The sequence below is a fragment of the Nonomuraea sp. NPDC049758 genome, assembly GCF_040674635.1.
GTDB lineage: Bacteria > Actinomycetota > Actinomycetes > Streptosporangiales > Streptosporangiaceae > Nonomuraea.
Map to the genome: position 1 here is coordinate 44,814 of NZ_JBFAMZ010000011.1, position 23,308 is coordinate 68,121.

The 23,308-nt window shown below is 72.1% G+C and carries 17 protein-coding genes; 7 read left to right on the forward strand and 10 right to left on the reverse strand.

Translation table 11 applies throughout. From position 1 onward, the window contains the following. Window positions 1–12: 12 nt before the first annotated feature. On the forward strand, window positions 13–360 hold the full coding sequence (locus tag AB0J46_RS27755) for a metalloregulator ArsR/SmtB family transcription factor (protein ID WP_364336847.1): 348 nt from the start codon (window positions 13–15) through the stop codon (window positions 358–360). Beyond that, window positions 353–823 carry an SRPBCC family protein gene (locus tag AB0J46_RS27760; RefSeq protein WP_364336849.1) on the forward strand — a complete coding sequence of 157 codons (471 nt, stop codon included), beginning with the start codon at window positions 353–355 and terminating at the stop codon, window positions 821–823. Before AB0J46_RS27755 ends, AB0J46_RS27760 begins: the two co-directional genes overlap by 8 nt. A gap of 4 nt (window positions 824–827) precedes the next feature. Here AB0J46_RS27760 and AB0J46_RS27765 read toward each other — a convergent pair whose 3' ends face one another. Together AB0J46_RS27765 and AB0J46_RS27770 are read right to left on the reverse strand one after the other, a co-directional pair. Beyond that, window positions 828–2,186: a hypothetical protein gene (locus AB0J46_RS27765; RefSeq protein WP_364336851.1), complete on the reverse strand. Its 1,359-nt coding sequence runs from the start codon at window positions 2,184–2,186 to the stop codon at window positions 828–830. Between the two features lie 81 nt (window positions 2,187–2,267). Next, entirely contained in the window at window positions 2,268–3,008 is a 741-nt protein-coding gene (locus AB0J46_RS27770; protein WP_364336853.1) for a lytic polysaccharide monooxygenase, read from the reverse strand. A gap of 339 nt (window positions 3,009–3,347) precedes the next feature. Between AB0J46_RS27770 and AB0J46_RS27775 the strand changes: the two genes are divergently transcribed. The 3 genes from AB0J46_RS27775 (at window position 3,348) to AB0J46_RS27785 (ending at window position 6,102) form a co-directional block, all read left to right on the forward strand. Continuing rightward, on the forward strand, window positions 3,348–4,352 hold the full coding sequence (locus tag AB0J46_RS27775; protein ID WP_364336855.1) for a TerC/Alx family metal homeostasis membrane protein: 1,005 nt from the start codon (window positions 3,348–3,350) through the stop codon (window positions 4,350–4,352). A 101-nt stretch (window positions 4,353–4,453) separates the two neighbouring features. Then, window positions 4,454–5,170, forward strand: a complete 717-nt coding sequence (locus tag AB0J46_RS27780) for a GNAT family N-acyltransferase (RefSeq protein WP_364336857.1) — start codon at window positions 4,454–4,456, stop codon at window positions 5,168–5,170. Continuing rightward, window positions 5,167–6,102: a lysophospholipid acyltransferase family protein gene (locus AB0J46_RS27785; protein WP_364336859.1), complete on the forward strand. Its 936-nt coding sequence runs from the start codon at window positions 5,167–5,169 to the stop codon at window positions 6,100–6,102. Before AB0J46_RS27780 ends, AB0J46_RS27785 begins: the two co-directional genes overlap by 4 nt. Here the strand turns inward: AB0J46_RS27785 and AB0J46_RS27790 are convergent. Genes AB0J46_RS27790 through AB0J46_RS27800 form a run of 3 tightly spaced genes read right to left on the reverse strand, consistent with a single transcriptional unit; the run spans window position 6,063 to window position 9,224 of the window. Next, window positions 6,063–6,947, reverse strand: a complete 885-nt coding sequence (locus AB0J46_RS27790) for a carbohydrate ABC transporter permease (RefSeq protein WP_364336861.1) — start codon at window positions 6,945–6,947, stop codon at window positions 6,063–6,065. The two genes, AB0J46_RS27785 and AB0J46_RS27790, sit on opposite strands and share 40 nt — an antisense overlap. Before the next feature lies 1 nt (window position 6,948). Next, window positions 6,949–7,872 carry a sugar ABC transporter permease gene (locus tag AB0J46_RS27795; RefSeq protein ID WP_364336862.1) on the reverse strand — a complete coding sequence of 308 codons (924 nt, stop codon included), beginning with the start codon at window positions 7,870–7,872 and terminating at the stop codon, window positions 6,949–6,951. Beyond that, a complete protein-coding gene (locus AB0J46_RS27800; RefSeq protein ID WP_364336864.1) occupies window positions 7,869–9,224 on the reverse strand; it encodes an extracellular solute-binding protein in 1,356 nt (451 codons plus the stop codon). Before AB0J46_RS27800 ends, AB0J46_RS27795 begins: the two co-directional genes overlap by 4 nt. Before the next feature lie 353 nt (window positions 9,225–9,577). Here AB0J46_RS27800 and AB0J46_RS27805 point away from each other — a divergent pair, with 353 nt between their 5' ends. Further along, window positions 9,578–11,989, forward strand: coding sequence for a glycoside hydrolase family 3 N-terminal domain-containing protein (locus tag AB0J46_RS27805; RefSeq protein ID WP_364336866.1), 2,412 nt, complete (start codon window positions 9,578–9,580; stop codon window positions 11,987–11,989). Beyond that, complete coding sequence (locus AB0J46_RS27810; RefSeq protein ID WP_364336868.1) at window positions 11,976–13,001, forward strand: substrate-binding domain-containing protein; 1,026 nt, start codon at window positions 11,976–11,978, stop codon at window positions 12,999–13,001. The genes AB0J46_RS27805 and AB0J46_RS27810 overlap by 14 nt, the downstream gene beginning before the upstream one ends. On the opposite strand, the gene AB0J46_RS27815 is transcribed toward AB0J46_RS27810, so the two are convergent. The 5 genes from AB0J46_RS27815 to AB0J46_RS27835 form a co-directional block, all read right to left on the reverse strand. Continuing rightward, complete coding sequence (locus AB0J46_RS27815; protein WP_364336870.1) at window positions 12,988–14,544, reverse strand: PQQ-binding-like beta-propeller repeat protein; 1,557 nt, start codon at window positions 14,542–14,544, stop codon at window positions 12,988–12,990. The two genes, AB0J46_RS27810 and AB0J46_RS27815, sit on opposite strands and share 14 nt — an antisense overlap. Then, window positions 14,541–16,130: a carboxylesterase family protein gene (locus AB0J46_RS27820; protein ID WP_364336872.1), complete on the reverse strand. Its 1,590-nt coding sequence runs from the start codon at window positions 16,128–16,130 to the stop codon at window positions 14,541–14,543. The genes AB0J46_RS27815 and AB0J46_RS27820 overlap by 4 nt, the downstream gene beginning before the upstream one ends. Window positions 16,131–16,257: 127 nt before the next feature. After that, window positions 16,258–17,592: a xylan 1,4-beta-xylosidase gene (locus AB0J46_RS27825; protein WP_364336874.1), complete on the reverse strand. Its 1,335-nt coding sequence runs from the start codon at window positions 17,590–17,592 to the stop codon at window positions 16,258–16,260. Between the two features lie 219 nt (window positions 17,593–17,811). Continuing rightward, window positions 17,812–19,392, reverse strand: coding sequence for a glycosyl hydrolase family 18 protein (locus tag AB0J46_RS27830; RefSeq protein WP_364336876.1), 1,581 nt, complete (start codon window positions 19,390–19,392; stop codon window positions 17,812–17,814). 165 nt (window positions 19,393–19,557) lie between these two features. After that, window positions 19,558–23,127, reverse strand: a complete 3,570-nt coding sequence (locus AB0J46_RS27835; RefSeq protein WP_364336878.1) for a discoidin domain-containing protein — start codon at window positions 23,125–23,127, stop codon at window positions 19,558–19,560. Window positions 23,128–23,308: the final 181 nt, after the last annotated feature.

Sequence of the window (23,308 nt, forward strand, 5' to 3'; positions counted from 1 at the left end):
ACGTACGCACCGATGCCCGACGACCAGCTCAGCCTCACCTTCGCCGCCCTGGCCGACCCCACCCGGCGGGCCATCCTCGCCCGGCTGGCCGACGGCGAGGCGATGGTCAACGAGCTGGCCGAGCCCTTCGAGATGAGCCTGCAGGCCGTGTCCAAGCACCTGAAGGTGCTGGAGCGGGCCGGGCTGATCAGCCGCGGACGCGACGCGCAGTGGCGGCCCTGCCGCCTGGAGACGGAGCCCCTGGAGGGCGCCTCCGCGTGGATCGACCGCTACCGCGAACGCTGGACCGGCAGCTTCGACCGGCTCGACCAGGAGATCAGCAGGCTCCGGCACAGCGAGGAAGGACGTGACCATGGCTGAGACCGAATTCGTCATCGAACCCGGCCGCCAGGACATCATCATGATCCGGACCTTCGACGCCCCCAGGGACGTCGTGTTCCGGGTCATGACCGACCCGGCGCTGATCCCGCGCTGGTGGGGCCCCCACTGGCTGGACACCCGGGTGGACGCCATGGAGGTCGCGCCGGGCGGCCGGTGGCGCTTCGTCAACACCGACACCGGCGGCCGGGAGTACGCCTTCGGCGGCGTCTACCACGCGGTCGTGCCGCCGGAGCGGTACGTGCGCACGTGGGAGTTCGAGGGCACGCCGGGCGAGGTGGCTCTGGAGACCGTCCGGCTGGAGGAGGCCGGCGGCCGTACCCGGTACGTGGCGCGGTCGGTGCACCCGTCCGTCGAGGCGCGCGACGCCATCGTCCGCGCCGACGGCCCCAAGGGCGGCGCCCGGTCCATGGACCGGCTGGCCGAGCTGCTGGGAGCGCGCTGACGCCCTACTGCGGGCAGGCCAGACGGCAGCCGCCGAAGCGGGCTTCGTCCGGCTCGGGGAAGCGTGACGCCGGCATCCCGCGCAGGGCCTCGGCCATCGAGGCCCGCCAGATCGGGCCGGGGATGGTGGTGCCGTCCACGGTGTCGTAGCGGCGTCCGCCGACGGTCAGGCCGGTGAGCGTGGGCCGATCGCGCCCGGCGGTGGGCGGGCGCCGCTGGGACCCGTCGGGGAACGTGCGGGGCTCGGACTCGTCGGGGAATCCGAGGCTGACGGCGGCGGCCAGGTCGGGGGTGTAACCGGCGTACCAGGCCGACCCGAGGTCGGGGATCCTGCCCGCCAGGGCCGCCGCGTCCCGGCTGAGGCCGCCGGTCCGCAGCAGGCCGGTCACCGCGTCGGCGACGGCCGCGTCCAGAACCTGCTCGCACCGGGGGGCGAGGGCGTGCAGCACCTTGCCGGAGCCGTCGCGGACCTCCTTGACGGCCCTCGGCACGCAGCGCAGGCCGTGGGCGGCCAGCGTGGCGTAGGTGGCGGCGACGGTGACGGTGTCCGCCTCGTTGATGCCGAGCGTGAACGTCTCGTACTCCCGCAGCGGTGTCCCGTCGCGGTGGGCGAGGCCGAGCCGCTGCGCCGTGCGCACGGTCTGGCAGAGGCCGACCCGCTCCTCCAGCCGCAGGAAGAAGGGGTTCGGCACGGCGCGGGCGGCCGAACGCAGGGTGGTGAACGCGCCGCCGTCCTCGCCGCCGGGGCCGACGATCGTGTGCGCGGGGTCGCCGACGTTCTCGCCCTTGCAGTTGGTGAAGGAGTCGTAGCCGGTGGCCTGGAAGGAGCGGGCGCGGGGGAAGCCGTCGTCGTAGCGGAAGCCGCCGGACAGCGCCGCCGCCAGCGTGTACGCCATCGCCGTGGAGCCCTGCGACAGGGCGTGCGCGCCGTCGCCGCGGCTGGCCGCCAGCGCCCTGATCTCGCCGCTGCCGGGCGCCACCATGGCCTCGACGGCGACCGGTGTGTCCCCGGGGCGCACCCGGGCGTCGATGGCCCGCTGCGCCGCCTGCTGCGCCCGCGGGTCGAGGGTGGTGGCCACGACCAGGCCGCCCCGGGTGAGCAGCCGCGGGTCGATCGCGGTCAGCTCGTCGTGCACCCGGCGGCAGAAGGCGGGGTGGCGGCTGGCCGCGCAGTCGGGGGCGAGCTTCTCGACGACCTGGCCGCCGCCGTCGGTGATCACGCTGTCGCGCACCACCAGCGGGGCGACGGCCAATCGCTGCCTGGCCGGCGTCGGATCGGCCGTCGCGGACAGCACCAGGACGGCGCCCCAGACGGCCGCCGCCACCCCGGCGACGACGCCGAGGGCGAGGAGGAGTCGCTTCATCGGCGTCCTTCCGGAAGGGGGGTGCGGCCGGCCCGTCCATCATGGCCGACCGCACCGCCCCCGTGCACCGGAGCTAGACGATCACACCCGTTGCCACAGGGCGGGCACGTTCGGCGGCTCCCAGCCGGGCAGCGCCGTGTGCGGCTGGAGGCAGCGGTAGGTGACGTTGTTGTAGACCACCTGGTCACCCGACTTGTACGCGGTGCCCGCCGTCCAGTTGCCGGTCGGGCCCTGGGTGGGGGTCACCGTGGGGGTCGGGGTGGGCGTGGGGGTCGGCGTCGGGGTGGCGGTGGGGGTCGGCGTCGGGCCGCCGGGGCCCACCTGGAGGTCGACGCAGTTGTAGAAGGCGTTCTCCGTGTCGGCGATGTTCCAGATGGCCAGCAGCTTGATGCGCCCGGTCCGGCCGCCCAGGCTGACCGTGTGCGTCACCGTCGCGCCCGGTTCCCTGCCGTGGTCGTTGAACGAGGCGATCCGGGTGCTGCCGACGTAGTAGTCCCACGTGCTGGTCGCGTGCCGGGCCTCGATGAGCCACTTGAAGTTGACCGTGTCGCCGACGGACGCGGCGGGCCAGGCCTTGCTGTCGTCGTCCAGCGGGGCCCACCGGGCGTCGCCGCCGCTGCAGTTGCGCAGGCCCTTGGGCCCCTCGACGCTCTGCGGCTCCCAGATGATCTGGCCGCAGTTCTTGACCTTGCCGGCCGCGCAGTTGGCCTGGCGGCTGGGCGGGTCGGAGATGTAACCGTGCGCCGAGGCCGGCGGGGAGAGCGCGACGACGGTGGCGACGGAGACCGCCGCCATGGCTAAGAAGGTCCATACTCTGCGCATGTCACCGTTCCTTCATGCTGGGGGATAGTCCCAAATATAAAGGAAAGTTTCCTAACGGTAAATGGCGCAGTCAGCGCTTTTCCGTCCGCCAGTCAGGTAGTCGTCACCTACCGCCGGTGGCGATGACCCTGCGCCTGATGGCGGGCAGCGCACAGATGGGGTGGGCCAACAGGTGGTGACATGTCGTGACTTCGCCTAGGCTGAGGGTGCCGAGGGGAGTACTTCGCAAGCGCCGGCCCGGTCAGTACGGACGTCCCAGACGTCCCCGGGCGGCCGCCCGCGCGATCGGCGCACGGGCGAAGGAGACCTCGAACGATGACGCGCGTTCGAGGAGGACCCATGCCCCCGGGCACATTGCAGGCTGCCCCCGCCCTGACCACCATCGCCACGCCCACCCTCTGGCTGGTCGCGATCGCCGGGCTCGTGCTGCTGCTGGCGCTGGATCTTCTCCTGACCAGGCGCCCGCACGAGGTCCGCATGCGCGAGGCGGCCGGCTGGTCGGTGTTCTACCTGGTGCTGCCGGTGATCTTCGGCTTCTACCTGTGGGCGGACCACGGCGGCGGCGTCGCCGTGGAGTTCTTCACCGGGTTCGTGGTGGAGAAGTCGTTGTCGGTGGACAACCTGTTCGTGTTCATGCTGCTGCTGGCCGCCTTCGCCGTCCCGCCCGCGCTGGCCCGGCAGGTCCTGCTGTACGGGATCGTCGGCGCGCTCGTCCTGCGCGGCATCTTCATCTGGCTCGGCGCCGCCGCCCTGCAGAGCGGCACATGGGCGTTCCTGCTGTTCGGCGCGATCCTCATCGTCACCGCCGGGAAGATCCTCAAGGACGTGCTCGGCGGCCACGAGCAGCAGGTGGACATCTCCTCCATGCGCAGCGTCCGGCTGGTGCGCCGGTTCGTGCCGGTCACCGACGACTACCGCGGCTCCCGGCTGGCCGTGCGCGAGGGCGGCCGGCTGGCCCTGACGCCGCTGGCCCTGGCCGCCGTCGCCGTCCTGGGCACGGACATCGTCTTCGCCGTGGACTCCGTGCCGGCCGTGTACGGCGTGACCGAGGACCCGTTCCTGGTCTTCGCCACCAACGCCTTCGCGCTGATGGGCCTGCGGGCGCTGTACTTCGTGCTGCAGGGCGTCCTGGCCAAGCTGCGCCACCTCAACCACGGGCTGAGCGTCATCCTGGCCTTCATCGGGGTCAAGCTCATGCTGCACTGGGCGCACGGCGTCTGGGACTGGATGCCGCAGATCCCGACGCTCGCCTCGCTCGGCGTGATCGTCGCCGTCCTGACCACGGTCACCCTGACCAGCCTGTACGCCAACCGCCGTGACCGCGAGAAGGAGGCCGCGAGCTAGTTCACCGCTCCGACGCCTGGGTGCCCCCGACGCGAGAGCCGGCCGTCATGTCGGCATGACGACATGGTCGCGAGACGCTTTCAGGGAAGGACCCCGCGCCCATGACGATCTCTCTTGACACGAGCCGGTACACGGTCGGCATGGCCACGAGCCCCGCCGACCTCCAGGCGGCCCAGCGGCTGCGGTACGAGGTCTTCGCCGAGGAGATGGGGGCGCGGCTCGACAGCCCGGTCTCCGGCCTCGACGTGGACCGGTTCGACGCCTACTGCGACCACCTCCTGGTGCGGGAGGGGCGGCGGGTGGTGGGGACGTACCGGCTGCTGCCGCCGGGGCGGTCCGACCGGCTCTACTCCGACGGCGAGTTCGACCTGCGCGCCCTCGCCCCCATCCGCAACAACCTGGTCGAAGCAGGACGTACCACCGTGCACCCGGACCACCGGGACGGCGCGGTGGTCGCGCTGATGTGGGCCGGGATCGCCCGGTACATGGTGAACGGCGGCCACCAGTGGCTGGCGGGCTGCTGCTCGGTGCCGCTCGACGACGGCGGCGCGCTGGCGGCCGGGGTGGCCGGACGGGTGCCGCTCGGCCCCGAGGAGCACCGGGTCACGCCGCACGTGCCCTGGGCGGCCGACGGCGCGCCGCGCTCCGACCGGTTCGTGCCGCCCGCGCTGCTCCGCGGCTACCTGCGGCTGGGCGCGTGGGTGTGCGGGCCGCCCGCGCACGACCGGGACTTCGGCACGGCCGACTTCTTCGTGCTGCTCTCGATGGCCCAGGTGAACACCCGCTACCTGCGTCACTTCCTGGGCGGGACGCCGTGACCGGCCCCTGGCTGCGTACGGGCCCGTGCACGCCGGACATGTGCGTGGGGGCGGCGGTCGTGGGCGCGGGGGCGGCCCGCCGGGCGCTGCGGCTGCTCGCGGCGGCCCTGGTGGTGCTGGCCGGGGTGCCGGTGGCGCTGGCATTCCGCCACGCCCGCCCGGACCTGCGGGCGCGCGTCACCGGAACGTGGGCCCGGCTCCTGCTGCGCGCCCTGGGCATCCACCTGGACCTAGTCGCCGAGGATCCGGCGGAGGCGCCCCGGCCACCGACGGGGGCCGGGGCCGGGGCCGCCGGGTCAAAGGGAGGTGGGGAGGCCGGGGTGCTGGTCGTGGCGAATCACGTGTCGTGGCTGGACCCGCTGGTCGTCGCGGCCGCGGTGCCCGCGCGCCCGCTGGCCAAGCGGGAGATCGCCGCCTGGCCGGTCGTCCGCACGCTGGCCGCGGGCTCGGGCGCGCTGTTCATCGACAGGGAACGCCTGTCCGCGCTGCCGTCGGCGGTCGCCGCCGTGGCGGCGGCGCTGCGGGCGGGCGACACCGTCGTGGCCTTCCCCGAGGGCACCACGTGGTGCGGGCTCGGGATGGGCGACTTCCGGCCGGCGGTGTTCCAGGCGGCGATCGACGCGGGCGCCGCCGTACGGCCCGCCACGCTGCGCTACCGCGAGGACGGCCGGCCCTCGACCCGCGCCTGCTACGTGGGCGAGGACTCGCTGCTCGCCTCGGTGCTCCGGGTGACCGCGACCCGGCGGCTGGCCGTCGAGGTGCGCCTGCTGGCCCCCCTGCGCGCCGCGCCGCCGGCCGGCCGCCGGCGGGCGCGGGCCGTCCTGGCCGGGGACGCCGAGGCCCTGGTGCGCGCCGCGATGGACGGCCCTCCCACGCGGGGGAGGACCGCCGCTCACTTGCCGAAGCCCGCGGTCAGCCCGCTGAGCAGCTGACGGCGGCCCACCACGTAGAGGATCAGGATGGGCAGCGTGGTCAGGACGACCGAGGCCAGCACGGCGGGCACGTTCACGCTGTACTGGCCCTGGAACGTCCACAACGCCAGCGGGAGCGTGCGCTTGTCCGGGCTCTGGGTCAGGATCAGCGGCAGCAGGAAGCCGTTCCAGATCGTCAGCGCGTTGTAGATCGTCACCGTCACCACGGCCGGACGGGTCAGCGGGAAGGTCAGCCGCCAGAGCATGCCCCAGTCGGTGGCACCGTCCAGCCGCATCGACTCGAACAGCTCCTTGGGCACGTCCCTGATGAAGTTGGACAGCACCAGCACCGACAGCGGGATCGCGAACGCGATGGAGGGCAGGATCATGCCCAGCAGCGAGTCGTACAGGTGCAGCCGGATGATGATCAGGTAGATCGGGATGATCGTGGCCTGGAGCGGGATCGCCAGCCCCATCAGGAACAGCGAGTTCACCCCGCGCAGGAACCGCCCGCCGCCGCGCACGATCGCGTACGCCGCCATGAACGACACCCCGACGGCCGGGATCACCGCGCCGAGGGTGACGAGGAGGCTGTTGAGGAAGTACAGCGCGAAGTCCGACTCCAGCACCAGCTTGTAGGCCCCCAGCGTCGGCTCCGCCGGCGGCGCGAGCGGGTTGGAGGCGTAGTAGGAGCTCTGCTCCTTGAAGCTGGTGATGACGATCCAGTAGATCGGGACCACCACGACCGCCAGCCAGATCCACCCGGCCACCCCGGCCACCCAGTTGCGGCGGGCGGCGGCCGGGCCGCCCGCCGGCCGGGACGCCCCGGCGGCCGGCCGCGCCGGCTTCGTCAGCGTCGTCGCCATGTCAGGCCCCTTCCAGCTGGCTCGCCGCGGCGTCGCGGCCGCCGAGGCGGCGCAGCAGCAGCGCCAGCGCCAGGCCCACGAGGACGAGGATGACCGCGATCGCGCTGGCCGGGCCCATCAGGTTGGCCTGGAACCCCCGCTTGTACATGTCCAGGGCGAGCACCCGGGTGGCGTCGCCGGGTCCGCCCGCGGTCAGCACGAAGATCAGGTCGAAGAACGTCAGCGACCCGACCACCATCAGCGTCGAGGACGTGATGATCGTGTACTTGAGCTGCGGCAGCGTGATGCTGAAGAACGTGCGCACCCGGCCCGCGCCGTCGAGCTGGGCGGCCTCGTACATCGAGCGCGGGATCTGCCGCACGCCGCCCTGGTAGATCAGCGAGTGGAACGGGATGAACTGCCACGACACCACGAAGATCACCACGCTGAAGGCGAGGACGGGCTCGCCCAGCCAGTCCTGGGCCAGCAGGTCGAGGCCGAGCCCGGCGCCGAGCCCGAAGTTCGGGTCGAGCAGCGCCTTGTAGGTGATGGCGACGGCGGCCGAGCTGAGCAGCAGTGGGATGAAGTAGAACACCGACAGCACGGCCCGGTAGCGCTGCCGGCCGGCCAGGAACACCCCGAGCAGGATGCTGGCCGGCGTCTGCACCGCCCAGGACGCGGCCATCACCAGGAACGTCACCCACAGCGCGTGCGGCAGCCCGGGATCGGCGAGCACGGCCTGCCAGCTCGACAGGCCGGCGAAGCCGATGTCGCCGAGCCCGTCCCAGGAGGTGAAGCTGAGGACGAGGACCCCGATCAGCGGGATCACGCCGAAGGCGACGAAGAGCAGCAACGCCGGGACGGCCAGCCAGGCGAGGGAGCCGCGGCCCCCTCGCCCGGCCGCCGCCGGCGCCCGCCGCCCGGCGGGGATCGGGATCACGCTCACTTGCCGATGACCGCGTTCATGTTCGTCTGGAACTGCTGCGGCGAGATGGACAGCTGGAACAGCTTGGCGATGTTGTCCAGCAGCACCTCGGCGGCGGTCGGGCTGAGCGCCTGGTCCCACGACTGGGCGAAGGTCTTGGCGTTGCTGGCGATGCCGTAGACGAACTTCAGGAACTCGGCGTCGGGGGAGGAGGCGAAGGCCGCGTCGGCGCCCTTGACGATCGGCACGGCCCCCGTGTCCGCCCACTCCTTGACCTCGGTCTGGTCGAGCACGCCGCTGGTGAGGAACTTCTTGGCGATCTCCTTCTGCTCGGGGGTGGCCTTGGCGGAGATCGACAGGTACTGGCCGGGGTTGCCGACGGTGTTGCTCGGGTCGCCCTTGCCGCCGTCCACGGGCGGGAAGTTCATGTAGCCGAGGTGGCCGCCGGGGACGAAGTCGCCGCCGTCGTTCTTCATGCCGCCGTACGTCCAGCCGCCGTGCAGCATCATCGCGGCCTTGCCGGTGTAGAGCAGCGCCTGGTCGGCGTTGGAGTCGGCGGTGATGGAGGAGAAGCCCTTGATGAAGCCGTTCGCCTTGATCAGGTCCTGCATCTTGGTCAGGGCGTCGAGGGCGGCGGGGTTGGACCAGGCGTCCTTCTGGCCCTCGAACACCGCCTGGAACACCTCGGGGCCGCCGATCCGGTCGAACAGGAACTCCAGCCACATCATGTTGGTCCAGCGCGACTGGCCACCGAGCGCGAACGGCGCGATGCCCTTGGCGTTGATCTTGGGCACGATGTCCATGATCTCGCCCCAGGTCGTCGGCGGCTGCACGCCGACCTTCTCCAGGACCTCCTTGTTGTAGTACAGGACGATCGGCTGCACGGTCTCGCACGGCATCGCGTAGATCTTGCCGTCCACGGTGGCCGCGCCGAAGGAGGAGGGGAACAGCCGGTCCTTGACGGCGGCGTTCTCGGAGAACCAGGACGTGAGGTCCTCGACCTGGCCCGCCTGCACGTAGCTGCGCAGCGTGCCGCCGCCCCAGCCCCAGATCAGCGTGGGGGCCTGGCCGGCGCCGATGGCCGTCTTGATCTTGGTCTTGTAGGCGTCGTTCTGGAACGCCGTGCCCTCGATCTGGGTGTCGGGGTTGGCCTTGTTGAAGCGCTCGATCGCCCGGCGGCGCACGCCTTCCTGCGGCTCGACCGACAGGTACCAGTAGGTGGCCTTGGCGCCGCCGCCGCCACCGCCGCCGGTCGGTCCGCCGCCACCCGCGCGGGTGGGGCCCGACGTGCCGCAGGCGGCGAGCGCGGCTCCCAGGGGCAGCCCCATCGAGAGGCTGAGGAAGGTGCGGCGAGAGGTTGTCCTGGTCTCCACGCTGATCTCCGTACTCGAATGCCGTGGCCTGGCCGCGGCTCGGTTGTCCTTGGGACGCGTTGGCCGGCGGTCGGATCGGCAAACCCCCCAATGCCGCTCGTCCGCTCGCCGTTGAGTGAACTAGTCGAAACATTTGCGACATGACCGCGCGGCACGTCAATCTAGATTTCGACCATTACCCTGTCAAGACCTCTGTCGCGGAAACGGAGCTGGGCGGCGGCCGGGCCTGTGTAGTAATCTCGCGCGGGCATCTAGCTGGCTATTCTGCGCCGGTTGCGGCATTGTGCAGGTGGCAGGCCCAGCTCCGAAATGTTTCGAAACTTTGCGGCAGAACTCTTGAAGGAGTGCAGTTCATGACGGCTCTAGATCGGACCCCGGCGGATCGGGTCCTCGGTCCGTGGCTGGACCCGGCGCTTCCCGTGGCCGAGCGTGTCGAGGCCCTCCTGCAGGAGTTGACGCTGGAGGAGAAGGTCGCCCAGCTCGGCAGCCGGTGGGTGGGCAACGACATGGCGCACGAGGAGGCGGCCCCCGCCCCCGACCCGGACGGCACGGGCACCCACAACGTGGCCCCCATGCAGGACGTTTTCGCCGCCTCCGGCACCGTGCCCCTGGGCGAGGCCGCCCGGCACGGGCTCGGCCACCTGACCCGCGTGTTCGGCAGCGTCCCGGTGACGGTGGCCGAGGGCGCCGCCGAGGTGGTGCGGCTGCAACGCGAGGTCGTCGGGCTGTCCAGGCTCGGCATCCCCGCCCTCGTGCACGAGGAATGCCTGACCGGTTTCACCACCTACGGCGCCACCGTCTACCCGGCGGCCATCGCCTGGGCCGCCACCTTCGACCCCGGCCTGGTCGAGCGGATGGCCGCGGCCATCGGGCGGGACATGCGCGCCGTGGGCGCCCACCAGGGCCTGTCCCCGGTGCTCGACGTGGTCCGCGACTACCGGTGGGGCCGGGTCGAGGAGACGATGGGCGAGGACCCGTACCTCGTCTCGATGCTCGGCGCGGCGTACGTGCGCGGCCTGGAGAGCGCCGGCGTGATCGCCACGCTCAAGCACTTCGCCGGGTACTCGGCCTCGCGGGCCGCCCGCAACCACGGCCCGGTCCCGATGGGCCGCCGCGAGCTGACGGACATGATCCTGCCGCCGTTCGAGGCGGCGATCACCCTGGGCGGCGCCCGTTCGGTGATGAACTCCTACTCCGATGTGGACGGCGTGCCCGCCGCCGTCGACTCCTGGCTGCTGACCGAGCTGCTGCGCGAGGAGTGGGGGTTCACCGGCACCGTCGTGTCCGACTACTGGGCGGTCCCGTTCCTGGCGACCATGCACCAGGTGGCCGCCGATCCGGCGGACGCGGGCGCGCAGGCGCTGGCCGCGGGCGTGGACGTCGAGCTGCCCGACACCCTCGGCTTCGGCGCCCACCTGGTCGAGCGGGTGCGCCGCGGCGAGCTGCCCGAGTCGCTGATCGACCGCGCCGCGCGCCGGCTGCTCACCCAGAAGGTGCAGCTCGGCCTGCTCGACCCCGGCTGGACGCCGGAGGGCTCGGTCGCCGGCGCGCCGGACGTCGAGCTGGACTCGGCCGCCAACCGCGCCCTCGCCCGCGAGCTCGCCGAACGCTCGATCGTGCTGCTCGACCCCGGGACCGCGCTGCCGCTGCGCGCGGGCCTCGGCCGGATCGCCGTCGTCGGCCCGTGCGCCGACGACCCGCGCACGTTCATGGGCTGCTACGCCTTCCCCAACCACGTGCTGCCCCGCTACCCCGGGCTCGGGCTCGGCGTCGAGGCCCCGACCGTGCTGGACGCGCTGCGCGCCGAGCTGCCCGGCGCCGAGGTCGTGCACGAGCCGGGGTGCGCGGTCCAGGGCGGCGACCGGTCCGGCTTCGCCGCGGCCGCCGCCGCCGCCCGCGCGGCCGACCTGTGCGTCGCGGTCGTGGGCGACCTGGCCGGGCTGTTCGGCCAGGGCACGTCGGGCGAGGGCTGCGACGCCGAGGACCTGCGGCTGCCCGGCCTCCAGGCCGACCTGCTGGCCGAGCTGTTCGCGACGGGCACGCCGGTCGTCGTGGTGGTCGTCTCCGGCCGCCCGTACGCGCTCGGCGAGGCGCACGCCGGAGCCGCCGGGCTGGTCCAGGCGTTCATGCCGGGAGAGGAGGGCGGCGGGGCGATCGCCGGTATACTGAGCGGTCGTGTCCAGCCTGGAGGCAAGCTTCCCGTGCAGATACCCCGCCATCCTGGCGGGCAGCCGGGCACCTACCTGCAGCCCCCGCTCGGAGCCGACAGCAAGGGCATCAGCAACCTCGATCCCACCCCGCTGTTCCCCTTCGGGCACGGCCGCTCCTACACCTCCTTCGAGGTCGGCGACCTGCGGATCAGCGCCGCCGAGGTCCCGACCGACGGCGAGTTCACCGTCTCGGTCCGGGTCGCCAACACCGGCGGCCGGGCGGGCGACGAGGTCGTGCAGCTCTACCTGCACGACGTCCTCGCCCAGGTCACCAGGCCGGTGAAGCAGCTCACCGGCTTCGCCAGGGTCCACCTCGAACCGGGCGAGAGCAGGCGGGTCTCCTTCCTCGTCCACACCGACAGGACCGCCTTCACCGGGCGCGACCTGCGGCGCGTCGTGGAGCCAGGAGACGTCGAGGTGCTCGTCGGCACGTCCGCCGCCGACCTGCCGTGCCGCGGCGTGGTCCGGTTGACCGGGCCGACGCGGCCCGCCGGCGCGGGCAGGCGGCTGGTCACACCCGTGGAGATCCGAGGAGGAACAGATGCCGGCTCCTAGGCGCGCCACGCTGGCCACCGTCGCGGCCTCGGCCGGCGTGTCCGTCGCCACCGTCTCCAAGGTGCTCAACGGCCGCAGCGACGTGGCCCCGGCGACCCGTTCGCTGGTGCAGTCGCTGCTCCAGCAGCACGACTACGTGCCCGCCACGCCGCGCCGCGGCGAGGCGGGCGGCCCCGCCACGGTCGAGGTGCAGTTCGACGACGACCTCAACGCCTACTCCACCGAGATCATCCACGGCGCGATCGAGGCCGGCGACGAGCTGGAGACGTCGGTCGTCGTCAGCATCAGGAAGAGCCACCAGCGCACCGGCGGCTGGGCGCGCGACCTGGTCGCCGCCGGGCGGCGGGCGCTCATCGTGGTGACCAGCGAGCTGACCGGCGCGCAGCTCGGGGCGCTGACGCGGGCCCGGCTGCCGCTGGTCGTGATCGACCCGCTCAACCTGCCGACCACCAGCGTGACCAGCGTCGGCTCGACGAACTTCGCCGGCGGCCTGACCGCCACCCAGCACCTGCTGTCGCTGGGCCACCGCCGCATCGCCTACATCGGCGGCCCGCCGACCTCGGCCTGCAACCAGGCCCGCCTGCACGGCTACCGCGCGGCGCTGGAGGCGGCCGGCGCGCCCGAGCCGCCCGGCTACGTCCGCACCGCCCACTTCCACTACCAGGACGGCCTGGTCAACGGCGCGAGCGTGCTCGACCTCCCGGAGCCCCCGACCGCGATCTTCGCCGGCTGCGACGAGATCGCGCTCGGGGTCATGGAGGCCGCCAGATCGCGCGGCCTGCGCATCCCGGAGGACCTGAGCATCGTCGGCTTCGACGACACCCAGATCGCCCGGATGGCCTCGCCGCAGCTCACCACCGTGCGCCAGCCGCTGCGCGAGATGGGCCGGGCGGCCCTGCGCACCGCGCTGCGGCTGGCGGCCGGCGAGCGCATCGACTCCCATCACGTCGAGCTGGCGACCGAGCTGGTGGTGCGCGGCTCGACCGCCCCGGCGGCGCCTACGGAAGGCTGAAGGCCAGGAACACCGATCCGTACGGGTTCGGGTACGGCGTGAAGGAGTACCCGGACTGGACGAACAGCATGCCGTGCGACACCACGGCCCCGCCGCCGCCCGAGACGGCCCCGCCGCGCCCGGTCAGGCCGTTGACGCCCTGCACCTCCTGCATGGTGTCGTAGGCCCACACGACCTCGCCGGTGCGCGCCGAGTAGGCCCGCATCTTGCCGTCCATGCTGCCCTCCCAGACCAGGCCGGGCGTGCTGGAGACGGCCGGGGTGTGGCCGAGGCGGCAGACGTTCGGGTACTGGGCCGCGCCGCCGGTGGCGCAGCCGTCGGCCGGGTTGGGCGTCTCCCACAGCAGGTGCCCGGTGGCCGGGTCGAGGGCGAACAGGGTGCCGGGCTGGGCCATGTACGTGGCCACGTACAGGCGCTGCCCGTCGAAGGAGGTGCCCCACTGGACGCCGGACAGGCCGCCGCCGGGCATCGGCTTGGACAGCTGCCGCTGCCAGACGATCTTCCCGGTACGGGCGTCGAGCACGTGGTACACGCCCGCCTTCTGCCCGATGCCGACCAGGGCGCGCCCGCCCGCCCTGAACAGGTTGGGCGCGGCCCCGAGGTCGAAGTCGAGCGCGGTGCCGTCGGGGAAGTTCGGACAGTACTCGCGGTCCTCAGGGGTGGGCAGCGAGCACTCCAGCCGCCAGGTGTCCACGTCGGTCATCCGCCGGGTCCAGCGCGGCCGGCCGGTGTCGATGTCCAGCGCCAGCACCGAGTCGTAGTGGCCGGCGCTGCCGGTGTAGTTCTGGCCGGTGCCCACGTACAGGGTGCGGGTGACCGGGTCGAGGGCGGGGGAGCTCCACACGCCGCCGCCCGAGGGGGCGTATCGGGGGACGCCGTTGGGCCAGGTGCCGTCCTGTCGGGCCTTCGGGACGGTGCTGAAGCGCCAGACCGGACGGCCGGTGTCGGCGTCCATGGCGTCGAGGTGGCCGCGGAAGGTGCAGCAGGCGTGCTCCTTGCCGAGGATGTTCTCGCCGCTGGAGACGCCGACGTAGACGCGGTCGCCGAAGACCAGGGGCGAGCTGGTCACGATCGCCGTGACGGTGTCGTCGAGCCGGCGGGCCCAGGACAGCCGGCCGGTGCGCTGGTCGACGGCGTAGAACCAGCCGCGCACGTCGCCGAAGTACACCTTGCCCCTGGCCACGGCCGGGCCGTCCTGCACCTGGGTGCGGCCGGTGCCGACGGTGGTCAGGTCGAACTCCCAGCGGGCGGCGCCGGTGGCGGCGTCCCTGGCGTACAGCTTGCCTTCGGGGGAGCCGAAGTACACGGTGTCGCCCACGACGGCGGGTTGGCTGCGCGGCGTGCCGGCCTCCTTGGGATAGGCGAAGGCCCACTTCAGCGCGAGGCCGCCGACCGTGCGCGGGTTGATCGCGCGTTCGGCCGCGTTGTGCCGCCAGCCCAGCGGGCCCTGCTGCCACATGGGCCAGTCGCCGCCGGTCGCCGCCTGCGCGGGCGCGGGGCCCTGCAGCAGCGCGAGGCAGAGCGCGGTCAGCAGCCGGATCATGAGGTCGCCTCCTTGTTCCAGAACGCGCACTGGTGCTGCCGGGCGATCTCCCGCGTCACCTGGCTGTCACCGGCCGGGGCCAGGGACATGACGGCGGGGTCGGTGCGGGTGTACCGGGGCCACAGCGGGGTCCCCTCCGCGGTCGGGTCGCCGGTCCGGGCGAAGCCCGTCCACTGGGCGACGAGCTGGGCGCCGAAGGAGCGCTGGTTGGCGTCCAGGTCCTTGACGTCGGAGTACAGGAAGGGCGCCTCGCTGATGTGGAAGGCGCCGTTCGGCTTGGTCCGGTCGAGGAAGAACAGCGGCGGCGCGTCGGTGTTGTCCACCTGGAAGGCGTACACCGGGAGGTGCGCGGCCAGCCGTTCGTCGTTGAGCAGCGCCGGGCAGACCGAGTTGCTGTCGGCCACGATCGTCCGGTACGCGATGAACGCCGCCGGAGCGGGGAACCTGGCCAGCGGGTAGCGGGCGAGCACCTCGGGGGCGAGGGGGCCGTACTGCCGGCGGACCGAAGTCTCGTACTCGGCCGGGGTGTTCGCGGCGGGGAGCTGGACCTCGTCGCGGCCCACGCCGTGCATGAGGGCGACCTTGTTGACCCTGCCCCTGGCGAACGCCCGGGACGGCGACATGGTCAGGATGCGGCCGTCCACGATGGGGGCGATCGTCCCGCGGTCCGGGCCGAGCCCGTCGCCGGACTGGTCGAGCAGCGCCTTGACCGGCTTGGCCCGCAGGCACGCGGCCGGGTCGGCGGCCTGCTCGCAGCCGAGCGCGGCGGCGAACCGGCCGCCCTGGGCCTGCGCCTCGGCCTGCGTGGGCAGCTCGGCCTTGCAGTCCTGCGGCTGCCAGAAGGTGTTCACGCCGCGCACCGAGTTGTACTCGCCGCTCTGCACGATCCCCTTCTCGAACAGGCCCTTCGCGGTCGGCGACGCCGTGTGCGCGCAGACGCTCGACCCGCCGGCGCTGGCCCCGAAGATCGTCACGTTGCCGGGGTCGCCGCCGAAGCGGGCGATGTTGCGCCGCACCCAGCGCAGCGCCTCCTGCTGGTCGGACAGGGCGTAGTTGCCGGCGTTCCGGCCGAAGGCCCGGTGGGACAGGAAGCCCAGGACGCCCAGCCGGTAGCCGACGCCGACGTGCACGACGTCACCCGCTCTGGCCAGGTAGGAGCCGTCGGAGGGGGCGCCGTACCGGAAGCCGCCGCCATGGAACTCCACCATGACGGGCAGGTTCCGCGCCCCTTCGGGGGCGGCGACGTTGAGCTTGAGGCAGTCCTCGTCCTCGGAGGGGGAGCCGAGCAGCTCGGCCTGCGGGCACGGGCTGCCCCGCCCGGTGCCGGAGAACACGCCGGGCCAGGGCGTGGCCCGGCGCGCGGGCGTCCAGCGCAGGTCGCCGACGGGCGGGGCGGCGTAGGGGATGCCGAGCCAGGAGCGCAGGCCCTCGCCCGCGATCCCGCACACCTGGCCCGAGTCGGTGGTGACGGTCGTGCCGGGCGCGCAGGCGGGCGCGCCGCGCGGGGCCGCCTGCGAGGGCGGCGTCGTCAGGCTGAGCGACGCGATCACGACGAGCGCGCTCAGCCCTGGTCGGAGCTTCAACATGCGCAAGTTCCCTCGATGGATTGACACGGGATCTTGCGCATCGTGTCAAGGCGGGTCAGCCGGATCAATGGCGGCCGTCATACCGGACCGCCATCTCGCCCGTGTGATCACCGCGCGCCGCCTCCGGCTAGCGGTCGCTCCACTTGATCTCGTACGGCTTGAGCGTCAGCTCCTTGCCGTCCACCGTCGTGGTGACCTGCTTGCCCGCGGTGTTGACCGCGAGGAGCTGCTGAGGCTGGGCCAGCACCCGCACCCGCGGGTCGGAGGAGGTGACCGGCTCCAGCTCGGCCCCCGCCGGGAACCAGCGGGTGAAGTCGCTCACCAGCTTGCCGGTGGGCATCAGCGCGCCCGTCCGCGGCTCCCACATGCAGGCCCGGCACTCGCCGTCCTTGGCCTGCGGGTTCCAGTACAGGGCCGTGCTCGCGCCGCTCCGGGCGAACTCCATCATCGAGACGGCCTGCACGGCCAGCCGCATGGGCTCGTCCCAGACGGTGCCGTCCTCGGGCACGAAGTACCACTCCGACCACCACACCGGCAGGTCGCCGGTCTTCTCGCGCAGCCACTTGGTGATCGCGCCGAACTTGCCCAGGGCGCCGAACGCGTCCGGCAGCAGCTCGTGGGTCTCGGTGGGGGAGGCGCCGTCCACGACGACGAAGTCGGCGCCCTTCTTGTTCTTGAACCAGTACTCGAAGGCGTCGAGGGCGTGCTGGTTGACCGCTCCCCACGGGCCGCGCAGCTCGGTGTCGCCCTTGCTGTCGCTGTCGAAGCCCAGGTACGGCCCGCCGATCTTGGCGTCCGGACGGACCGCCTTCACCGCGTCGTACACCTTGTTGTACAGCTCGGTGTAGCCCTTGTAGTCCGCGGGCTTCTTGTGGTCCCGCCAGAAGCCCTTGAACTCGTTCCAGACCATGAAGTACTTGACGTCCCGGTAGCGCTCGGCCACGGTCGCCGCCAGTTTGGCGAAGTCGTCGAAGTGCTCCGGGTACGGCGCGTCCTCCAGGTGCTCCTTCCAGGCCGACTCCTCGGTCGGGCCCTCGGGGCCGCCCTTCATCCAGTCGGGGGCGCAGCACAGCGTGATCACGCCGGTGCCGCCGGACTCCCGCATGAAGTTCGTCCGGCTGTCGAGGTCCTCCCAGAAGTACTCGCCCCGCCGCGGCTCGGGGTTGAGCGCCCCGAAGCCCATGATGTGCTGGTTCTGCAGCATCGGCGTCTCGGACAGCGCGCGGGCGACGTCCTGCTCCAGGCGCGGGGTGATGTTGTTGGCGCTGACGCCGGTGTGGGTCAGGCCCCAGCGCGGCCAGTCGGCGTCCACGGGCGGCGGCTTCAGCGCCTCGGCGGTGGCGGCGGGCGAGGACGCCGGCGGCGGCTGGGCGCCGGTGGTCTCCTTGTCGGCGGTGGCGCCGAGGGAGCAGCCGGCCGCGAGCAGCGCCATGGCGGCGAACCCCATGACGCAGGTGGCCAACCGGCCAGAACGCCGCGCCGCCGTCCGCCCGCTTACTGTTGACACCTGAATCCCCACCTGGTCCTCAGCGCTTTTTGCCTAGAGCGTTCCATGCCCCCGCAAACGCGGCAAACCAGTGGGCCGGATTCACAGCCAAGCGTTATCTCGCGGACACGGCGGCGCGGACACGGCGGCGCTTCCGGCGCCCCTGGCGCGCCGGAAGGCCGCCGCGTCCTGTCCCTAGCGGCCCTGCAGGCCCTTGACGTTGTCCCCGAACGTCCAGCCCTTCGAGCCGTCCCAGTTGATCGACCAGGTCATCAGGCCCTTGAGCTGGCCGTTGAAGGCGTTCCAGCCCTGCGAGACCAGCGAGGGGGCCATGTACCCGCCGCCGGCGCCCGGCTGCGCGGGCAGGCCCGGCACCTGCTTGTCATAGGGCACGGTGATCGTCGTTCCCTGGATGGTCAGGCCGTTGTTCAGGCAGGTGGTCTGCACGGTGAAGCCCTGCACGGTGCCGGCGGAGTAGGAGTCGCCGGAGCAGCCGTACATGCTGCCGTTGTAGTACTGCATGTTCAGCCACCACAGGCGGCCGTTGTCGGCGTACTTCTTGATGATCGGCAGGTACGCGCCCCAGATCGACCCGTACGTCACGCTGCCGCCCGTCACGTACGCCGTCTCCGGCGCCATGGTCAGGCCGAACCCGGCCGGCATCTGGGCGAGCACGCCGTCGATGATCCGGATGAGGTTCGACTGCGAGGCGGAGAGCTGGGTGATGCTGCCGCCGCCGGTCAGGCCGGTCTCGATGTCGATGTCGATGCCGTCGAAGTTGTACTTCTTCAGGATCGGCACGACCGTCGCCACGAACCGGTCGGCGACGGCGCTGGAGCCGAGGTCGATGCCGGCCGCCGCGCCGCCGATGGACATGAGGATCGTCGCGCCCGCGGCCTTGGCCTGGCACATCTCGGCCGGGGTGGCGACCTTGACGGTGGCGTCCATGCCGTCCTCCCACAGCACGGTGCCGTCGGAGCGGATGACGGGGAACGCGGCGTTGATCACGTTGTAGCCGTGCGCCTTGATGCGCGGGTCGGTGATCGGGATCCAGCCGAGCGGCGGGTGCACGCCGTTGATCGCGCCGTCCCAGTTCTCCCAGTAGCCCTGGATCACCTTGCCGGCCGGGCGCGGCTTGGTCGGGCAGGTGGTGTCGGTCGGCGTCACGGTCGGCGTGACCGTGGGCGTCACCGTCGGGGTCACGGTGGGCGTGACGGTCGGGGTCACGGTGGGGGTGACCGTGGGCGTCACGGTCGGGGTGACCGTCGGCGTGATCGTGGGGGAGGCGGTGCCGCCGGGGCCGTCGAAGCTGACGTCGTCGGCGTAGTAGGTGCCCTGCCCGTACCAGCCGTGCAGGAAGATGACCGCGGTGCTCTGGCTCGCGGTGGTCGTGAACGACACGGTGAGCTGCGTGTACGCCCCCGCCGACGACGTCCAGGAGGAGGAGCCGCCGGTCACGCCGAGGTAGACGTAGCTGCCGCGCACCCACGCGCTCAGCGTGTACGTCGTGCTCGGCCGCACCGGCACCGACTGGGTGCACTGCGCGGTGTCGGACCCGCTGGCCGCCGCGGCCAGCGCCTTGGTGCCGGAGTGGACCGGGGTGGAGACCACCGACCCCAGCCCGCCGGTGCACGACCACGGCGACAGGGATCCGGTCTCGAAGTCCGGATTGGTGAGGAGGTTGGCCGCCTGGGCGGAGGTCTGGACGACGAGGACGCCCAGTGCCGCCAGGACGGAGGCCAGCAGCACGACGAGGAGACGGCGCGTTCGCTTCATGGTGGACAACCCTTTCGTCGCCCGAGCGCGGGCCCGCGACCAGCGGGTTCATCGGATTATGTAAAGAAACTTTAAAGTTGTCCACGGAGCTTGCATACCATTTAGGTCATATCGCGGACGTGCCGTCCGGGCCCCCGCGGACCCGGACGGCACGTCGGGACGGGCTCAGTTCACGTTGAGGGTGAACGTGCTCGTCGTGTTGCGGATGTTCGTCGCGTTGTCGCTCAGCCGCAGATTGCCGAACGTCGCCGAGCCGACCGCCGGGCCCTGCCCCGGCTCGGGCAGCTCGTTGACCCAGATGCCGAAGCCCGACTTGGCGTCGAAGGCGTCGCCGCTGCGGTGCGCCCCCGAGATCGACACGTTCGTGAACACGGTGTCGGTGACCGGGTTCAGCGGCGTGCTCGGGCCGGAGTAGCCGGTCTGGAACATGATCCCGCTGTAGGTCGGGTCCACGATGTCCACGTCGGTGACCCGGATCGCGGTGAACTTCTTGGAGGCGGAGAAGATCCACATCGCCGGGAACGTCTGCTGACCCCAGAAGTGCCCGCCGGCGCGGACGAGCGAGATGTTCTCGAACTTCGTCTGGCCCGGCCCGAAGTCCCGCATCGGGATGCCGAAGTCGAGCGAGCTGATCGTGATGCCCGAGTAGACCAGGGTGTCGGCGATGTAGGCGTTGCGCACGACGTTGTTCTGGCCGCCGTACACCGCGACGCCCGCGGCCCGCCAGGTCAGCAGCGAGGTGATGTTCTCGAAGACGTTGCCCGACTGGTCGGCGTTGACGTTGTCGATCGCCGCGAACAGCGCGAAGCTGTCGTCGCCGGTGGCCCGGGTCTCGACGTTGGTGATCAGGTTGTTCGTGCTGCCGTTGGTGAAGTTCGCGCCGTCGGCGAAGGTGTTCCTGATGCGCGAGTTCCTGATCGTGACGTGGTCGACGTTCGTGCCCCAGAACATGCAGATCTGGTGCTCGACCCAGATGTCGTCGATCGTGATGTTCGAGACCTTCGACAGGTCGAAGATCTTGCCGGGGCCGTCGATGCGCGAGGTGTAGTTGCCGAAGTGGGCGAACCCGGCGAACGTCGAGCCGTTCGACGACGCCTCGGTGCGCCAGCCGACGTCGGTGCCGTCCTGGCCCGAGGGCGAGACGAACCTGGTGTACCAGGGGCCCGCGCCGACCACCTTGACGGCCTTGCCGTACACCTGGAACTTGCCCGTCGTCTGGTACGTGCCCGCGGGCAGGTAGACGCCGGTCAGGCTGGTGTCCTGGCGCGCCTTGTCCAGGGCGTTCTGCACGTCCTGCTGGGAGAACCCGGCCGGTACGGCGTAGTGCGCGGGGTCGGGGTTGGCGGCCGGCGAGACCTGCTCCAGGCTGACGAAGTCGATGGCGTAGGTCGTGCTGTTGGCCGGGTCCTTCTGCAGCCTGATCCTGCTGCCCTTGGGGACCGTGGCGTTCAGCATGACGTTGGCCTCGTCGTAGATGTGGCGGGCCGGGCCGGCGCCGGGGGAGTTGCCGGGGCTCGCCTCCGCGCCGTACAGCCAGGCGTACTTCGAGGTCAGGTCGATGGCCTTGTGGAAGGCGCCGTTGACGTAGATGTTCAGGGTCGAGCTCGTGCCGCCGCCGCCCGGGGCGTCCGGGATGGAGAAGCGGGTGACCAGGGTGTTGGTGTCGGCCTTGGTGGTCCACTCGACGTAGGAGCCGTTCTGGTTCAGCGTCACCGCTCGGCGGCCCGACGCCTCGCCGGCCACCGTGCCGACGTCCCTGCTCGGGCCGACGACCTGCGCGCCGCCGCCGGTCACGCCGTCCTCGGCCTCGTAGGTGTCGTACGGCATGTTCGCGCCGCGGCCGACGAAGAGCTGCTGGACGCTGGTGTTGTTGGCCTGCTTGACCGGCAGCTCGTCGGCGTCGGCCGCGATGACGGTCTTCACCGTGTACCTGCCGCCCGCGGCCGTCCAGGTGCCCAGGGACACGGGGGCGGTGGTGGCGCCGGCGGCGATCGCGCCGCTGTGGGCGCCGGTCAGGGTCCTGACGACCGTGCCCGCCTCGTTCGCGACGGTCAGCGTGACGCCGTGCGCGCCGGCGGCGGAGGCCACCGTGCCCTGGTTCCTGATCGCGACCGAGAAGGCGACCGTGCTGCCGGCGGCCGGGTTGCCCGGCGTCCAGGAGACCGGCGCGGCGACCAGGTCGGAGGTGTCCACCGGCTTGACGACCAGCGGGGACGGGCCGGTGAGGGAGTTGTTGGACTCGTTCTGCTCGATGACGGTCCCGGCGTCGTCGGCCTTGGCGGTGACCGGGTAGCTGCCGGCGTCCCGGGCGCCGATGTTCGCGGTCACCGTCGCCGAGGCGCCCGCGGCCAGCGCGCCCACGTTCGCGGTGGCGACCTTGCCGGCGCCGAGGGAGAAGGCGACGTCGGTCGCGGCCGACGCCGCGTTGCCGGCGTTCCTGACCACGGCCGACAGCGTGACCGCGTCGGTCTCCACCGGCGCCTGCGGCGACCAGGACAGGGAGGTCACGGTCAGGTCGGGGTTCGGCGCGGGCACGCCCATGACCTGCAGCTCGGCCACCTGCCCCGCCGGGGCCCCGGTGTTGGCCGTGAACGAGAGCCGCACGTCGGCCACCCGCGCGCCGACCGGCACCGTCACCGTGTTGCCCGAGCCCGGGTCGAACGTGTACGCCGCCGAGGAGACCAGGTTCGTGAACCCCGAGGCGCCCTGCTCCCTGCCGAGCACCTGGAACGTCTGGGTGCGGGTGCTCCACGCGGCGGCCGGGTCCAGCCTGACCACGACCGAGGAGACGTCGGCGTTCGCGCCGAGCTGCACGGTCAGCGTGTTCGGATAGCTGCCGCCCGCGCCCTCCCAGTACGTCGTCACGCTGTTGTCGTCGGCGTTGGCGGCGACGTAGGTGTGCACGTAGGAGGAGGCGGTGATGGGCTTGCCGGCGGCCAGGTTGGAGCCGCCGCCACCGCTGCCGGTGCGGGTGACGGTGTTGCTCGCCGGGGACTGGTTGCCCGCCGCGTCCCTGGCCTTGACCTGGTAGGAGACCGTCAGCGTGCCGGGCTGGGCGTCGGTGTAGGTCAGCACGTTCCCGGCGACGCTGCCGCGCAGCGCGTTGTTGGCGTAGACGTCGTAGCCGGTCACGCCCACGTTGTCGGTGGCGGCGGTCCAGGTCAGCCTGATCTGGCCGGCGACCGGCTCGGTGTAGGCCAGGCCACCGGGCGCGGACGGGGCCTGGGTGTCGCCCGAGCCGGGGCCGCGCACCTCGAACTCCGAGACCTGGGCGGCGGGCCAGCCGGTGTTGGCGGTGACGGTCACCCGGACGTACCGGACGGTCGCCGCGGTGAAGGTGATCGTCGCCGCCGGGGCGAACGTGCGGACGGCCGAGGCCGAGAGCGTCGCGAGCGGCGAGCCTTCGGTGCCGCCCTGCACCGTCAGCGTCTGCGTCCTGGGCTCCCACGTGGAGGGCAGCTTCAGGACCACCTCGTTCACGCTGACGGCCGAGCCGAGGTCCACCTGGATCCACTGGGGGAAGGCGTTGTTGGCGCTCTCCCAGTAGGTGGCCTGGTCGCCGTCGGTGGCGTTGCCGCCGCCGTAGACGTCGGTGGTGCTGCTCACCGTGACCGGTTTCCCGGCGGCCAGGTTCGGGCCCGCGGCCGCGGCCGGTGGGGCCGTCCAGCCGATCAGGGCCAGGGCGACGGCCACGGCCGCCGCGAGCGGTCGTAAGAGGGAGGGCTTGCGTCTCATGGGGGGTGTCACCTCTCGTCGGGCTGGGAGGGTTGCCCGCACCTTAAGTTGACTCCTAGAAATCCGCAATGTTTCTACTTCGTTTCGCAAATAATCGACTATGACGTGATTTCGCGGGCCCGGCGAACGAAGCAGGTCGTGACCCCTGCGGAAGCGGCGGAAATCCCACCCATCGCCCGCA

Bases quoted from the DNA above. Each gene is read 5' to 3' on its own strand.
- AB0J46_RS27755 (WP_364336847.1), top strand. From the start codon at position 13: ATGCCCGACGACCAGCTCAGCCTCACCTTCGCCGCCCTGGCCGACCCC.
- AB0J46_RS27760 (WP_364336849.1), top strand. From the start codon at position 353: ATGGCTGAGACCGAATTCGTCATCGAACCCGGCCGCCAGGACATCATC.
- AB0J46_RS27765 (WP_364336851.1), bottom strand. From the start codon at position 2,186: ATGAAGCGACTCCTCCTCGCCCTCGGCGTCGTCGCCGGGGTGGCGGCG.
- AB0J46_RS27770 (WP_364336853.1), bottom strand. From the start codon at position 3,008: ATGCGCAGAGTATGGACCTTCTTAGCCATGGCGGCGGTCTCCGTCGCC.
- AB0J46_RS27775 (WP_364336855.1), top strand. From the start codon at position 3,348: ATGCCCCCGGGCACATTGCAGGCTGCCCCCGCCCTGACCACCATCGCC.
- AB0J46_RS27780 (WP_364336857.1), top strand. From the start codon at position 4,454: ATGACGATCTCTCTTGACACGAGCCGGTACACGGTCGGCATGGCCACG.
- AB0J46_RS27790 (WP_364336861.1), bottom strand. From the start codon at position 6,947: ATGGCGACGACGCTGACGAAGCCGGCGCGGCCGGCCGCCGGGGCGTCC.
- AB0J46_RS27805 (WP_364336866.1), top strand. From the start codon at position 9,578: ATGACGGCTCTAGATCGGACCCCGGCGGATCGGGTCCTCGGTCCGTGG.
- AB0J46_RS27810 (WP_364336868.1), top strand. From the start codon at position 11,976: ATGCCGGCTCCTAGGCGCGCCACGCTGGCCACCGTCGCGGCCTCGGCC.
- AB0J46_RS27815 (WP_364336870.1), bottom strand. From the start codon at position 14,544: ATGATCCGGCTGCTGACCGCGCTCTGCCTCGCGCTGCTGCAGGGCCCC.
- AB0J46_RS27820 (WP_364336872.1), bottom strand. From the start codon at position 16,130: ATGTTGAAGCTCCGACCAGGGCTGAGCGCGCTCGTCGTGATCGCGTCG.
- AB0J46_RS27830 (WP_364336876.1), bottom strand. From the start codon at position 19,392: ATGAAGCGAACGCGCCGTCTCCTCGTCGTGCTGCTGGCCTCCGTCCTG.
- AB0J46_RS27835 (WP_364336878.1), bottom strand. From the start codon at position 23,127: ATGAGACGCAAGCCCTCCCTCTTACGACCGCTCGCGGCGGCCGTGGCC.